The organism is Streptomyces sp. NBC_00076, from assembly GCF_045041235.1.
GTDB lineage: Bacteria > Actinomycetota > Actinomycetes > Streptomycetales > Streptomycetaceae > Streptomyces.
This window is the reverse complement of record NZ_CP108242.1, coordinates 3956394-3970922: the sequence shown is the minus strand read 5'-3', so window position 1 is coordinate 3970922 and position 14529 is coordinate 3956394. Positions and strand designations below refer to the sequence as shown.

9 protein-coding genes and 2 pseudogenes are annotated in these 14529 nt (G+C 69.2%); 2 read left to right on the top strand and 9 right to left on the bottom strand.

The genetic code is table 11. From position 1 onward, the window contains the following. Nucleotides 1-114: 114 nt before the first annotated feature. From OHA64_RS17985 to OHA64_RS17975, 3 genes and pseudogenes are all read right to left on the bottom strand, one after another. Complete coding sequence (locus tag OHA64_RS17985; RefSeq protein ID WP_405614151.1) at nt 115-2409, bottom strand: ArnT family glycosyltransferase; 2295 nt, start codon at nt 2407-2409, stop codon at nt 115-117. Between the two features lie 68 nt (nt 2410-2477). Continuing rightward, the gene (locus OHA64_RS17980; RefSeq protein ID WP_405614149.1) at nt 2478-2699 is read right to left on the bottom strand and encodes a DUF397 domain-containing protein; all 222 of its coding nucleotides are present in this window, start codon (nt 2697-2699) and stop codon (nt 2478-2480) included. Next, nucleotides 2692-3282: pseudogene (locus tag OHA64_RS17975) on the bottom strand (Scr1 family TA system antitoxin-like transcriptional regulator). Before OHA64_RS17975 ends, OHA64_RS17980 begins: the two are co-directional and overlap by 8 nt. Nucleotides 3283-3355: 73 nt before the next feature. On the opposite strand from OHA64_RS17975, the pseudogene OHA64_RS17970 reads away from it, so the two are divergent. Next, nucleotides 3356-3643, top strand: a pseudogene (locus OHA64_RS17970) (hypothetical protein); the annotation flags it as partial. A 391-nt stretch (nt 3644-4034) separates the two neighbouring features. On the opposite strand, the gene OHA64_RS17965 reads toward OHA64_RS17970, so the two are convergent. The 6 genes from OHA64_RS17965 to OHA64_RS17940 form a co-directional block, all read right to left on the bottom strand. After that, complete coding sequence (locus tag OHA64_RS17965; RefSeq protein WP_405614147.1) at nt 4035-5513, bottom strand: glycoside hydrolase family 32 protein; 1479 nt, start codon at nt 5511-5513, stop codon at nt 4035-4037. A gap of 69 nt (nt 5514-5582) precedes the next feature. Further along, nucleotides 5583-7799 carry a glycoside hydrolase family 3 N-terminal domain-containing protein gene (locus OHA64_RS17960; RefSeq protein WP_405624010.1) on the bottom strand — a complete coding sequence of 739 codons (2217 nt, stop codon included), beginning with the start codon at nt 7797-7799 and terminating at the stop codon, nt 5583-5585. A gap of 263 nt (nt 7800-8062) precedes the next feature. Beyond that, entirely contained in the window at nt 8063-8950 is an 888-nt protein-coding gene (locus OHA64_RS17955) for a carbohydrate ABC transporter permease (RefSeq protein ID WP_405614145.1), read from the bottom strand. 5 nt (nt 8951-8955) lie between these two features. Beyond that, nucleotides 8956-9942, bottom strand: a complete 987-nt coding sequence (locus tag OHA64_RS17950) for a carbohydrate ABC transporter permease (protein WP_405614143.1) — start codon at nt 9940-9942, stop codon at nt 8956-8958. 33 nt (nt 9943-9975) lie between these two features. Then, nucleotides 9976-11571, bottom strand: coding sequence for a sugar ABC transporter substrate-binding protein (locus OHA64_RS17945; protein ID WP_405614142.1), 1596 nt, complete (start codon nt 11569-11571; stop codon nt 9976-9978). Between the two features lie 268 nt (nt 11572-11839). Continuing rightward, nucleotides 11840-12847: a LacI family DNA-binding transcriptional regulator gene (locus OHA64_RS17940; RefSeq protein ID WP_405614140.1), complete on the bottom strand. Its 1008-nt coding sequence runs from the start codon at nt 12845-12847 to the stop codon at nt 11840-11842. A 787-nt stretch (nt 12848-13634) separates the two neighbouring features. Between OHA64_RS17940 and OHA64_RS17935 the strand changes: the two genes are divergently transcribed. Beyond that, nucleotides 13635-14486, top strand: coding sequence for a serine hydrolase (locus OHA64_RS17935; protein ID WP_405614138.1), 852 nt, complete (start codon nt 13635-13637; stop codon nt 14484-14486). The last annotated feature ends 43 nt before the right edge of the window (nt 14487-14529 follow it).

The following is a 14529-nucleotide window of genomic DNA, read 5'->3' as shown; positions in this document are numbered from 1 at the left end:
ATCTGCCCTTTGTCTACGCGAGTTGACATGTCAAAACGCCCTCTGACCGGAAGACCAGAGGGCGTTGGGGAGTCCGGGACGGTGGGGACGCCGGGGACGGTGGGGCTGTGTCGGTCAGCTGACGTCCGAGGCGTCCAGGCGGTAGACCGTCGACTGGCTCGACTGCGACGAGGAGCTGGACTGGGACGGGGAGTTGGCCTGGGACGAGGAGTTGGACTCCGACTCCGACGTCGAGCCGGCGCTGTACGCGCTCTCCTTCACCGCCGTCCCGTTCTTCTGCACCCACGCCGTGACCTCGGAGCTGAGGTCGGAGCCTCCGCCGGGGCCGCCGCCCATGCCGCCGCCGCCGACCTGGATGTAGTGCAGCTCGCCCTTCTTCACCAGGTCCTTGAGCTTGGCGAGGGTCATCGCGTTGTCGCTGCCGGACCAGCCCCACATGGAGATGACGGGTTCACCGCTGCTGAGGATGAGCTGCGCGGCGCTCTGTGAACTGGACACCGCCAGCAGCCACTTGGCGCCGTCCTGGTGCTTCTTCAGGTACGAGACGAGCTCGCTGCTCGCGCCGCCGCCCATACCGCCCATGCCCCCGCCGCCCATGCCGCCGGGCTGACCGCCGGTGCCGCCCTCGGCCGCCGTACCGCCGTTCTCGCCGGTGGCACCCGGCGGCGTACCGCCCATCTCACCGGCACCGCCGGGAGCCTGGCCCGCGCCCCCCGCCGCGCCCGGCAGTTCGCCGTTGCCGCCACCGGGCGTCATCTGGCCGCCGCCGGGCCCGCCGCCCTCCTGGCCGGTCTGTCCGTCTGCCCGGCCGCCCTGTTGCGTGCCGCCCGGCAACTCACCGCCGCCGAAGCCGCCCCGGCCGCCGCCGCCCCCACCGGGACCGCCGAAGCCGCTCCCCGTAGAAGGCCCGGCCGTCGGGTTCGTCCCCCCGCCCATGCCCCCTCCGCCGACCGAGCCGGACGGTACCGACCAGGCGTACGCGGCCGGGCCCGCCACCGCGGCGACGATCGCCGCGACCACCGAGGCCGCCAGCAGCCGTACCCGGGTGCCGGAGCGGAAGACCAGCAGGCCCGCGATCGCCAGCGCCATGACCACCGTGATCGTCGGCCACAGCCAGGTGTTCCAGCCGGAGGCCCGGCGCAGGAGCACGGCGGCCCACACCGCCGTGACCGCCAGGGCGGCCGGCAGCACCCACGCCCAGCGCCTGTCGGCACGGAAGGCGCGCAGCAGCAGCGCGCCTCCGCCGCCGCACAGCGCCGCGATACCGGGCGCCAACGCGGTTGTGTAGTACGGGTGCATGGTGCCCTCGGCCATCGCGAACGTCAGGTAGTGCAGCGCGGTCCAGCCGCCCCACATGACCAGCGCGGCCCGGGTCGGGTCGGTGCGCGGGGCACGGCCGCACAGGACCAGGCCGCCGACGCAGGCGATCGCCGCGAAGGGGATCAGCCAGGAGATCTGGCCGCCGAGGATGTCGTTGAAGAGACGCCCGAGGCCCGCCGTACCGGAGAAGCCGCCGCCTCCGCCGCCACCGCCCCCGCCGTTGCCCTCGCCGCCGAAGATCCGGCCCAGACCGTTGTAGCCCATGATCAGGTTCCAGGCGGTGCCGTCCGTCGAGCCGCCGATGTACGGCCGCTCGGAGGCGGGCACCAGCGACACGGCCGCCGCCCACCAGAAGCTGGAGACGGCCAGGGCCACGGCGGCGAGAACCAGGTTCACCGCCTTCTTCCTCCAGCCGAGCCGTGACGCGAACACGTACACGGCGAAGACGGCGGGCAGTGCGATGTAGCCCTGGAGCATCTTGGTGTTGAACGCGAGCCCGAAGCACACCGCGGAGCCGATCAGCGGCAGCAGCCTGTCGGTACGGACGGCCCGCAGCGCGAGCGCCGCGCCGCCGACCATCAGCAGCACGAGCAGCGTGTCGGGGTTGTTGTCACGGTTGATGGCGACCGTGATCGGGGTCAGCGCGAGGACCAGCGCGGCGACGGCCGCCGCCGCGTGACCGAACACCCGCTTCACGGAGGAGTGCAGGATCCAGATCGTGCCGAGCGCGGACGCGACCATCGGCGCCATCATCTGCCAGGTGCCGTACCCGAGGATCCGGCACGACAGGCCCATGACCATCAGCGCGAAGGGCGGCTTGTCGACGGTGAGGAAGTTGCCGGCGTCCAGCGAGCCGAAGAACCAGGCCTTCCAGCTCTGCGTGCCGCTCAGCACGGCGGCACTGTAGAAGCTGTTCAGGCTCGATCCGGACAGGTTCCAGGAGTAGAGCGCCGCGGCCAGGATCATGATCGCGACCAGTGCGGGGAGCGACCAGCGAGGCGCCGTCTCCGGTGGCGCCGCGGGCGGGGCCGGGGGCGGCAGGTCGGGGGTCACGGTGGGGTGGGGGCGGGGATCGGTGGCTGAGGTCACCCGTGCACGATGCATACGCCGCATGGGCACGGACTGTGCCTTGCCTTGGGGCGGGCTGTGGATGCTGATCAGGCCTGGAACGTCCCGTACTTGACGGCCGCGACGAAGTGCGACCACCCGCCTGGCGAGAAGACCAGGGCGGGCCCGTGCGGGGACTTGGAGTCACGGACGGGGACGCCCGAGGGGTGGCCGTCGCGGACTTCGAGGCAGCTGCCCCCGTCGCTGTTGCTGTAAGAGGACTTCCGCCACACCCGCAGTGTCGCGGTGTCCGGGAATATCGGGTCAGTCATGGTGTCCGTAGTCCTTCGCTGTGGCCCTCAGCAGGGCCACTGACTCCTTCAGCGGCAGCGCGTCGCTCATCGCGAGGTCGTAGCGGCCCTGCAACTCCTGCACGATGGACGGAGAGTCGTGCAGCTTCCCCATGCGTAGGCCCTCGCTGTACGCCACGGGCGGCTGGTCGTTGAACCACGTGAGGATCCACCCACAACCCGCCGCAGCACCGCCTCGTCCAGCAGCGCCCAAACCACCGGCGTCACCGGATCGTCCAGGATCTTCGCGCGCTCAAGGCGTGTGACAAGGCGTCTGTCACATTCCTCTTCACTCACCGGAGGGAACGACGTCCCAGAACCGCACACGCGTACGCCCTTGTCTGGAGGACGCTGGGGACGAACGACAGGGCGAACTCCCGGATCATCACCGCCTGTTGTTCGAGCTGACGGGCCGCCTCGAAGTAGTCCGCGACCGCGACGTCCTCCGCCTCAGGGAGCTGCTCAGCATGTCGCCCGTGTTCAGAGCCGCGTCCAGGCGTCGCGCGTCCTCCTTGGAGGGGATGCGGCGGCCCGCTTCGATGTGGGCGATGTGCGAACGCGTCATCACGGGCGCTGTGGTTCGCCGTGCACGGCATCGACATCGGCCCGCGAGTCATCCACGGTGTGGAGGTGACCGCGTGATCGGTGGTCAGGACAGGACGACGCGTCTTCTGCCGTGGACCGGCCCCGAGGGCAAGCCCTGCTATCTCGTCGGCGACGGGACCGGGCACCCCTCCCGGGTCGCGGACACCGTCGAGAGGGTGCAGCTCGGTATGGCGGGCGAACTCCTGGATCACGCCGCCGACATGCTCGCCGACCGCAGGGCCACGCCCGTGCAGCTTCGTTTCCTGGCGGCGCGCATGGTCGAGGCGCTGCGCGACGTTCATCGCATCGCGGAGAGCCGGGGCGCCCGCCTTGCCGCGCCCGCGGACGACGAGTCCGACAGCCCCGGGGAGGCCGACGGCGACGACCTCCCCGGGAGGAAATCTGAGCAGCTGCCCGTTGCCCCGGACTCCTGCCCGGGGCGCGCCACTCCCGCCCCCCGCCCCCGCCCCAGTGGCGTGCCGGAGCACTCGGTTGCAGGACCAGCCCTCCGAGACGCTGAAGCGCAGCGGGTCGGACGTCGAGACGGCCGAGACCCGCACTCAGTTGGAAGGGCTGCTGAGGGACGACGAACGCCGGTCACCGCCTGTTGCTTCGGCGCTGTTGAGATGGTGCGGGCCCAAACTGATCCCAACATCGGGAACGGGGTGGGGAGGCGACTTTCTCAGCCACCACGAGCCAGATAAAGGGGAGTATCGGGGGCAGAGTCAGCCCCTATGGCGACGTTGGCGCCGACGCTGCGACGCCGGTGCTCGGCTCCTTGATCACGAGCGGGTGCAGCTCCCACACGTCGATCGCGTAGCTGAGGCGCGTACCCGGCGTGCTGTGGGCCTGAACTCGCCACACGCCCTGCCCTGTTGGGTAGAAGCGGAGAGTGAGGACCTGGCCGGTGGTGGTCAGGAAGATTTCGGCGATGGAGTGGTCGACGACCACGCGCAGGTCGACGGGCCGGTCGGCTGGGCAGGGCATCCGGTAGGAGCCGCCGCGGGCCCGGGGGTCCAGTGAGGCGTGGTCACGGTCGACGACCAGTTCGCCCGCATCGACATCGAGGCGGATGTCGAGGTACTCGGAGCCGTCCGACGTGGTGAGCAGCCGCAGACCGGCGTTGCCGGTCGGCTCCAGACAGGCCGTCAGGTCGAAGGCGCGGCTCACGGTGCCCAGGTCCACCGGCTGCGGGCCGTGCGTCGCACCTGCGGCGTGGATGATGTGCGCGCCACGCAGGGCGAGCAGTTCGGTGGCGGGCTGCTGTCGAAGCCTGCCGTGGTCGTCGACATGGATCTCGCGGGGCAGGGTGAGAACGCCGGCCCATCCGTCTGCGACGGCCCAGGCTTCGTCGCGGGCTTCCCATGACCAGCCCCACAACAGCCGCCGATTGCCCGGCGCGCGCAGCAGGGCGGGTGCATAGCAGTCGGGGCCGTGGTCGACGAGCACGGGCGGGCCGGCTTTGAAGACGTCGCCGTGTTCCTCGCCTATGAGGGCCTCGACGCCCTGCGGGCCGTCGTCGAGGTTCCAGGCACTGAAGATGAGGGCGCCGGGTCCCGAGGCCGCGGGCAGGTACTGGGGGCATTCCCAGCCTTCGCCGGTGTTCAGGCTGGTGTCACTGACCGGCTCCTTCTCGCGGGCCGCGAAGGGCCCCCGGTAGGTCCAGGTCTCCAGGTCGGGCGAGTCGTAGAGGAGCGCGGCGGCGCGACCGTCGGCGAGGGCGGCGCCGACCAGCATCCGCCAGCCGTCGTCGTCCTGCCAGACGTACGGGTCGCGGTACATGGTGCAGCCCTCGGGCAGCTCGGGGATGAGCAGTTCTGTGCGCGGGCTGAAGGTCCGGCCGTCGTCGTGGGAGACGGCGCAGGTGACGGGCTGGTGCTGGGGTGAGCGGTCCTCGCGGTGCGCGGAGTAGAAGGCGACGAGACGGTCGCCGTCGGAGACGGCGTTGCCGGAGAAGCAGCCGTCGGCGTCCACGCCATCGGGGGTCGGAGACAGGGCGATCGGCAGCGGCTCCCAGGTCAGCAGGTCGGGACTGCGGAAGTGGCCCCAGTGCATGTTCGCGTGGGTCGCTCCGTACGGGTTGTACTGGTAGAAGACGTGGTAGTGGCCGTCGTGGAAGACCAGCCCGTTGGGGTCGTTGATCCAGTTACGAGGCGGGCGCAGGTGCGCGACAGGGTAGTGCGGATCGCGGGGTGCGGGCGTGGTGGACACACGTGTGCCTTTCGGTATGTCAGACAGGGGCACCGCCCAGCGGTGCCGAGGGGCGCTGGGCGGTGGTCCTCAGGCCCTGATGCGGAACACCGCGTGCAGCTGCTGCTCCCGCCGTGAGTTGGGGCCCACACGGAGGGCGAACTCACCTGGTTCGACCACGCGCCGGTTGTCGGCCGTGACGAGTGAGCACCGCGAGGCAGGGATGCTGAGGTTGACCTCCAGGCTTTCGCCCGGAGGGATTTCGACCTGGGTGAAACCCTTCAGCTCCTGCTCGGCCCAGGTGACGCTGGTCGTCAGGTCGCTGATGTATGCCTGGACCGTTTCCAGGGCCCGGCGGCTGCCGCTGTTGGTGAGTCGTACCGTGGCGTCGACGGTGCCGTCGAAGGGGATGTCCTCCTCCTGCACGACAAGGTCGGAGTAGGTGACAGTGGTGTAGGTGAGGCCCTCGCCGAACGCGAACAGCGGGTCCTGGGTGAGATCCGCGTAGCGGTTGCCGTGCTGGCCGCGCACCTGGTTGTAGAAGACCGGTTGCTGTCCGACGTGGCGCGCGAAGGAGACCGGGAGCCGGCCGCTGGGTTCGGTGAGTCCGAGGAGGAGTTCGGCGATGGCGCGGCCGCCGCGCATGCCCGGGTTGAACGCCTCGATGAGTGCCGCCGCGTTCAGTGCCGACTCCGGGAGGGTGCTCGGCTTCGACTGGACGAGTACGACGATCGTCGGTGTGCCGGTGGCGGCGACCGCGTCCAGCAGCGCGATCTGGCCTCCTTGGAGGTCGAGCGTGGCCGTGGAGCGCACCTCCCCGGTGAGGTCGATGGTGTCCCCCACGACCACCACGACGTAGTCGGCGGCCTCCGCGGCAGCAGTGGCCTCCCGAAGTTGTGCCTGGTCGACCGGGGCGGGGGTGAAAACGGGCGGCTGCGGTTGACCGTCGGGCCCGAGGGACCACTCGGAGTCGGAGGCGGGGCGTGCGATGTCGGCTCCGCGGGCGTACGTGATGGTCCAGTCGGCGGGAACGACGGCGCGAAGGCCGTCGAGCACCGTCTCCACCGTCTCGCGTGGATGTCCGTCGGGCATCCACGGAACCTGGCCGGTGGCGCCTGCCCAGTCGCCGAGCATGGCTTGCGGGCTGTCGGCGTTGGGGCCTATGACCGCGATCGTCCGCGGCGTGCCCTGGCTCGCGGCGCGGCCGGTTCCGTCCGAGGCCAGCCCGCCGTCGAGGGGCAGGATCCCCTCGTTGCGCAGCAGCACCAGGGAGCGTCGGGCGGTCTCCAGGTTGAGGTCGGCGTGCGCGCGGCAGCCGATCACCTGTGCCTGCCGTTCGGGGTCGGGGGCGCGGGGGTCCTCGAAGAGCCCGAGCTCGAACTTCAGCCGCAGAACTCGCCGTACCGCGTCATCGATCTGTTTCTCGTCGACCAGGCCGCGGGCGACCGCCTCCTGCGCGCCCTCGAAGAACTGCGGCGTGGCCATGATGAGGTCGTTCCCGGAGTTGATGGCAACCGCCGATGCCTCGGCGTAGTCGGCGCAGGTGCGCTGGTCGTAGACCATCCGGCCGACGTTGTCCCAGTCGGTCACCAGCGTGCCGGTGAAGCCCCACTCGCCCTTGAGCACGTCGCTGATCAGCCACTGATTCGCGGTGATGGGCACCCCGTCGATCGACTGGTAGCCGAGCATGACGGCGCGGCAGCCGGCCCGAACGGCTTGCTCGAACGGGGGCAGGAACCATGAGCGCAGCTTGCGTGGGCTGAGGTCGGATTCGCTCGCGTCGCGCCCGCCCAGGGTTTCGGAGTAGCCCGCGAAGTGCTTGGCGTACGCCAGCACGGCTGTCGGGTCGCTGAGGCCCTCACCTTGATAGCCGCGCACCATTGCCGCGCCGAGTTCGCCGATCAGGAACGGGTCCTCGCCGAACGTCTCGTTGATCCGGCCCCAGCGCAGGTCCCGGGTGATGCACAGGACCGGGGAGAAGGTCCCGTGGATTCCGGTCGTCGCGATCTCGGTCGCGGCCGCGCGGGCCACCCGGTGGAGCAAGGAGGGATCCCAGGTGCAGCCCATGGCCAGCTGGGTCGGGAAGATGGTCGCACCCGGCCAGAACGAGTGGCCGTGGATGCAGTCGTCGACGGTGAGCAGGGGAATGCCGAGCCGTGTCCGCTGGGCCATGTCCATGGCCTCGGGCATACGTTCGGGAGTCACATGCAGAACGGACCCGGCCAGCTTGGTCGACACGATGTCCACCAGGTCCCCGTGTTGTGCGTCGAGCATCAGCAGCTGCCCGGCCTTCTCCGGCAGGGTCATCCGGGACAGCAGGTCCTCGGTTCTCGCTTCCACGGCCGCTTCCGGATCCAGGTACGTGGCAGGGCGGGCCGACTGTCCCACTATGTTCTCCAAGTCATCGGTAGTCGCGGGTCGGAAAGTTCGTTGCGGGCCTGGGTGGTTGCCGCGGACGACGGCGTGTCGCCGCAGAGACACTGCCGCCCGCCACGGCGGGGCTCGCTGGCCGCCCGCCGCCGGGTTCGGGACCAGCAACGGCACAGGGCAGCGAGGCGCACGCCGGGGTGTCACTTCAGGCCGGTGGTGGCGATGCCGGCGACGAAGTGGCGCTGGAAGAGGAGGAAGATGATCATCACCGGGAGGAGGACGACGACGCTGCCGGCGAGGAGGATGCCGAAGCGGGTGAAGTCCTGTCCGCCGCTGGCCAGGGCGAGGCCGACGGGGAGTGTGTACTGGCTTTCGTTCTGGGCCACGACCAGGGGCCACAGGAAGTTGTTCCAGGAGCCGAGGAAGGTGATGATCCCCAGGGTCGCGAGGGCGGGTTTGGTCAGTGGCAGGATGATCTTCCAGAAGATGGCCAGTTCGCGGCAGCCGTCGACGCGGGCGGCGTCGATGAGTTCGTCGGGCAGGGAGGAGATGAACTGCCGCATCAGGAACACCCCGAACGGGGTGGCAAGGAACGGCAGGATCAGCCCGAGCAGGGAGCCGGTCAGCTTCATGTTGGCGACCAGCACGTACAGCGGTACGAAGGTGACCAGGCCGGGGATCATGAGGGTCCCGATGACCAGCGTGAATACGGCGCGCTGCCCGCGGAACTCCAGTTTGGCCAGGGCGTAGCCGAGCATCGAGCAGAAGATCAGATTGCCCGCGGTGACGGCCACGGCCACGATCACGGAGTTGGCGAACATGCTCGTGAAGTCGAGCCTGTTGAACAGTTCGTGGAAGTTGGCGGTAGTGGGTGCGGTGGGGATGAGCACGGGTGGCACGGCGCGGATGTCGGCCTCGGGTTTGAAGGAACCGGAGAGCATCCACAAAAACGGCGCGATCATCAGCAGGAGAGCGCCGACAAGTGGTACGTACAGCCAGGGCTGGCCCCAGGTCTGCCGGATGTGGCGGCGCCGCAGGGCCCGGGCCGCGTCGGATGGTGCTGTTCGCAGGGTGGAGAGGGTGCTCATGGGTATCAGTCCTTGTCTCGCAGTATCCGGAACTGCAGGACGGTCAGCGCGACGATGAGGACGAAGATGACGTAGCCGGCGGCCGAGGCAACGTCGTAGTTGCCGTTGCCGAACTGCTGGTAGGCGTACATCGTGGCCGAGAGGGTGGAGTCCAGCGGTCCGCCCTGGGTCATCACGAAGGGTTCGTCGAAGAACTGCAGGTAGCCGATGCCGGTGGTGACGGCGGTGAGCAGCAGGGCGGGGCGCAGGAGCGGGAAGGTGACCCGCCAGAAGCGCTGCCAGGCTCCGGCGCCGTCGAGTTCGGCGGCCTCGATCAGGGATTGGGGCACGGACTGGAGCCCGGCCAGCATGATGATCATGACGGTGCCCAGGTTGCGCCACACGGCCATCACGATCATGACGGGCAGTGCGAAGCGGGTGTCGGCAAGCCAGGCCGGGCCGTCGATCCCGAACCAGCCCAGGACGGTGTTCACCAGTCCCGTGCGCGGTTCCAGGAGCGTCTTCCACACCACGGCGATGGCCACGATGCTGGTGATGACCGGGAGGTAGAAGCCGACCCGGAAGACGGCCCGGAAGCGGCGGATGCCCCGGTCGAGGGCGACCGCCGCGGCGAGACCGGCGGCCAGCGTCAGGGGCAGGCCGAACAGGACGAACACCGCGGTGTTGCGCAGGGCGTGAACGAACTGATCGTCCTGGAAGAGCCGCACGTAGTTGTCGAAGCCGGTGAAGGACACGTTCAACGGCGTGCGTAGGTCGGCGCTCTGGGTGTCGGTCAGGCTCATCAGCAGCGACCAGACGACCGGCAGCAGCATGAAGGCAGCGAACAGCGCGAGGAACGGGGCGGCGAGGATCCAGGCGGCCCGGGTCTGCCTGCCGCGCGCCGTGCTCCGGAGCGCGAGGGGCCGACGACCGGCACTTCGCTGCGGCCCTGCGGTGCTCGGCTCGTGGGTATTGCCCCGCCCGGGAAGCGTTTTCGTGGACATGGATGTCATCCGTCCCTACGAGGGGTGCTCACGCGGCGGCGCTCAGCGGCCGGTGCCGATGGAGGTGGCCTTGGACTGCAGCGCCTGCTGCACCTGGGCGACCGTGGCCTTGCCGAGGGTCAGCCTCTCCAGTTGGGAGTCGACGGCGTCGGCGATCTGCTGCCAGGTCCTGATGGCGGGCGGCGCCTTGCTGACCTTGAGCTGCTCGGCGAACGCCTTCATCGTCTCGTCCTCGCTCAGCTTCGCCTCGTTCCACGCACTGGGCGACGGCGGTATGTTGCCGGTGGCCTTGGCATAGGCCGCGAGGTTGGCGGGCTCGGTGAGGAACCGGGCGAACTTCCATGCCGCGTCGGCGTTCTTGGCGTCCTTGAACACCGCCAGGTCGCTGCCGCCGGCGAACCCGGCGGGCTGCTTGGAGTACGGCAGCGGCGCGGTCTTCCACTTGCCGTCCAGCTTCGGGGCGTCGCTGTGGAGGCTGCCGCCGACCCACGGGCCCTCCTGGTAGGTGGCGACCTGGCCGGCCTGGAACGCCGGCATGCTGTCCGTCTTGTCGATCGGCGCCAGGCCCTGCTTGGGGATGCTCGCGTAGTACTCCAGAGCCTTGGCGACCTCGGGCGAGTCGAAGGTGAACTTCCCGGTCTCGGCGTCGTAGATGTCACCGCCCTGCTGCCAGACCAGCGGCAGCCAGAAGATCCAGGAGTTGAAGCCGATGTTCCACCCGGTTGAGAAGCGCAGCTTGGGGTTCTGCTTGCCGGCGGTGGCCTGGATGGCCTTGAGGTCCTTCAGGTAACCGTCCCAGGTGCCGGCCGGGGCGCCCTTGATGCCGGCCTTCGTGGTGAGGTCGGTGCGGTAGTAGACCACCATGGTGTTCGCGATGAACGGCACACCGTAGGACGTGTTCTTGTACGTGGTGGTGTCCCACTGGCCGGGGTAGAAGCCTGAGGACTTGATCGACGCCGGGGTGGCCTGGAAGCCGTTCATGGCGGCCATCTCGGCCATCCAGGTGGTGCCGATCACGGACATGTCCGGTGTGTTGCCACCGGCGATCGCGGTGGTCAGCTTGTCGTGGGCGGAGCCCCACGGGACGGCGGTGATCTTGACTTGGGCGTCCGGGTTCTCCTGCTCGAACTTCTTGGCCAGGTTCTTCAGGGCGGGGTCGGTGTCACCCATGGACCACATGACCAGTGTTCCCTTGGCCTTGCCGCTGCCGATCTTCGCGGGAGCGTCCTTGCCGGGGCCGGAGTCCGCGCTGCGGCCGCAGCCGGTGGCCAGCAAGGCTGCTGTGACGGTGACGCACAGGGCCTGGACCGTTCTTACGGTGTGACGAGTGGTGGTACGCATCGTGCGGCTCCTTTTGGCGTTGAGCGGTACAGGACTCAGGGGGTGGCAGAGGGCAAGAACGGTCGAGTGGCCGGCAGGGTCGGGCCACGGTCCGCAGACCTGGGGGCCGGCGGTGACGTCGACGGTCAGGCGCAGATCGCGGCTGCAGCGTCCGACGCGGTCCTGGTGGCGGCCGGGCAGGGTGTGCCAGGCGTTCCGTTCGGTGTCCCGGATCGGGAAACCGCGGGTGAGCACGTGCACCTCGGCGGTGACGCGTGATCCTGGTTCCGCGTGGATGGCGGTGAAGCCGTCCGGCACGCGGGCAGGCCGGTCGGGCCGACGTGTGCAGTGGCTTCAGCTGGACCTGAACGACCTACCGCCCGCCCGAGGGGCGGTATTGGTCGTTCCACGGCCAGTTGGAGTCCGTCCCCGCCTGCGGGGCTGGAAAAGGCGGCGGAGACGGACGGTTCAGGAACGGTGACGAGTCATACGTCCACCGGGTGCGGCCGAGAGCCCTGCCCAGGCCAGAGGGCGGACTGGGCCCCTGGCGGGTCCCCGGAACCGGTGGCCGACTGATGACGTCGCGTCAGTTTAAGTTCGGCTGAGACGACGATCCACGGATCACGAGGCTGGTCGGAATGGTGCGCGAGGGGGCGGCCTCCGGCGATCCGCGCACGTGGTCCAGGAGCAGACGCGCCGCCGCCTCACCCATCTCCCACATCGGCTGGCGGATGGTGGTCAGTGCCGGATAGGTGTACGACGCCAGCTCGACGTCATCGAAGCCCACCACGGCGACATCCCGCGGAATCTCAAGGCCGGCGCCGTGCAACGCGGCGAGCACGCCGGCCGCCGAAGGGTCGTTGTGCCCGAAGACCGCGTCGAACTCCACGCCGTCCGCGAGAGCTTGCGCGACCGCGCTCCGGCTGTTTTCGAACTGGAAGTCGCCACAGATGACGCGGCGCGGGTCGAGCTCGATCCCGGCCTGCGCATAGACATCCACGAAGCCGCCCAGCCGTTCCCGGGTACAGCCGTACGCCTCGGGACCGGTCACCACCAGAGGACGACGGCGCCCGATCTCCAGCAGGTGCCGCGCGGCCTGCTCGCCCCCCTCCCGGTTGGTGGTGGTCACGTAGGGGAATCCAGGCCGCTGGAAGCGGTCGTCGATCAGCACCACCGGCAGCCCCGATTCGTGCAGTTCCGTGATGTATCCCAGGGCCCCCTCGGGCTCGAGCACCAGCAGACCGTCGAACGACTTGGCAGCGACCTGCAGGCCCAGCCTGCGCAGTGACTCCTCACCGCGGTTCCAGGTCAGCATGCGCAGTCCGAAGCCCTCGCTCTCCAGCGTGTCGACGACCGCCTGCACGATGCCGGACCAGACCCATGCCAGATCAGGGACCAGCATGCCGATCATCTGCGTCGTGCCGCGGGCGAGCCCCACAGCCCCGGCGCTCGGCACATAGCCGAGCTCCGAGATCGCCTTGCGGACCTTCAAGACGGTGTTCTCGTGGATCTCGCCTTTGCCGTTCAGCACCCGCGAGACCGTCGTCTTGCTGACTCCGGCCCGCGCGGCCACGTCAGCGATGGTGATTCCCATGCCACCCTCCCCTCCCTCCATGCAAGGGCGGAAGACAGTCCTCCCGCACCGGAAGGACCGATCGTACAAAGACTTGTGGAACCGGTACCGAAAGCGATCCCGGAACCGGTTTCGGTACCGGTTCCGGAAGTGAAACACCGAGATGTCCCACCGGTCAACACACCGGACCCAACTCGGTAACAAAGAAGCTCCGACCTACGATCGCCCCGCCTGTCACCCCAAGCAGGTCGGACCGCCTCCGCACACAAGGCGCTGCAGAAAAGATCACCTCCGCCTCGGGCGGCCCGTACAGGCGCCGGCGGGGCGGAGCGCGGAGCCCAGCACTGTCCTTGAGGAGTGCGAGACGAACGGTGGCGAGGCTGGTCGCCCCCCGGTCGGCGATGGCCTCCACGGACAGGCGGTCTTGTTCGCACCAGACGCGCCACTGCCTCATGCGGGTGGCGGTGTGCCGGGTGCGGCGAAAGCTGGGCGGACTCCAGTCGACGGGGTGTTGGGACAGCAGGTAAATGGCGTGGGAAGTGGTGGTGTTCAGGGCGCGCGCGACGTGGGCGATGGAGAAGTCGCCTTGGGACACGGCCCGGTGGAGCCGGTCGGCGCTGATCGGCCACCGAGCGGTCACCGGCCGTGAGATTCGGCCACGGAACCAGAGATCCCGCATCCGCTGAGCCGACGGGACGGATCGGCGTCCGCCGAGTGCGTCCCGCCGATCAGTAACGGTTGCGCAGCCTTTGCCCAACCGTTCGCCGATGCGTACAACCATTCCCTCGAACTTGTGCGTCAACAAGGCATGACTCACGGGATATCCATACGCGCGAGAGCGCTGGCCGCCGGTGTCGGCGCCGGTGTCCTCATACCCCTCGTGGCCGCCGCCGCGCCCGCCGCCGCGGCCACACCGGCCGTCAGCTGTACGTCCGCCAAGGCGGGCCTCGCCGACAAGTTGAAGAAGGACATCACCGCCGCACTTGCGAACCGCAAGGGAACCGTCGCGGTCGGCGTCTACGACCGGAGCACCAAGACGACCTGCACCCTGCGCCCCTCCACGGCCTTCGACTCGGCCAGTGTCGTGAAGGTCACCGTGCTAGCCACGCTGCTGTGGGACGCGAAGAAGCACAACCGGTACCTCACCGACACCGAGGCCTCGCTCGCCAAGGCCATGATCACCAAGTCGGACAACACCGCGACCAGCAAGCTCTGGAAGCAGTTGGGCCTGACGAAGATCAAGGGCTTCCTCGCCGCGGCCGGCATGACCCAGACCAAGCCGGGCGCGAACGGCTACTGGGGCCTGACCCAGATCACCGTCACCGACGAGCAGAAGCTGCTGAAGCTCGTCACCGCGAAGAACACGGTCCTGAGCGACAACGCCCGCGCCTACATCCTCAAGCTGATGGGCCAGGTCATCTCGTCGCAGCGCTGGGGGACACCGTACGGAGTGCCGTCCGGGGTCTCGGTCGCCGTCAAGAACGGCTGGCTGCAGCGGGCCACCAACGGCTGGCGGGTGCACAGCGTCGGCGCCTTCAAGGGTGGCGGCCACGACTACATGATCACGGTGCTCAGTCACGGCAACAGCACCATGAACTACGGCATCACGACCATCCAGGGCGTCGCGAAGGTCGTCCACAGGGACTTGGCGGCGTCCTGACGTCTGCCGGTCTCCCGTCCGTCACCGACCCGCCCTACGGTGA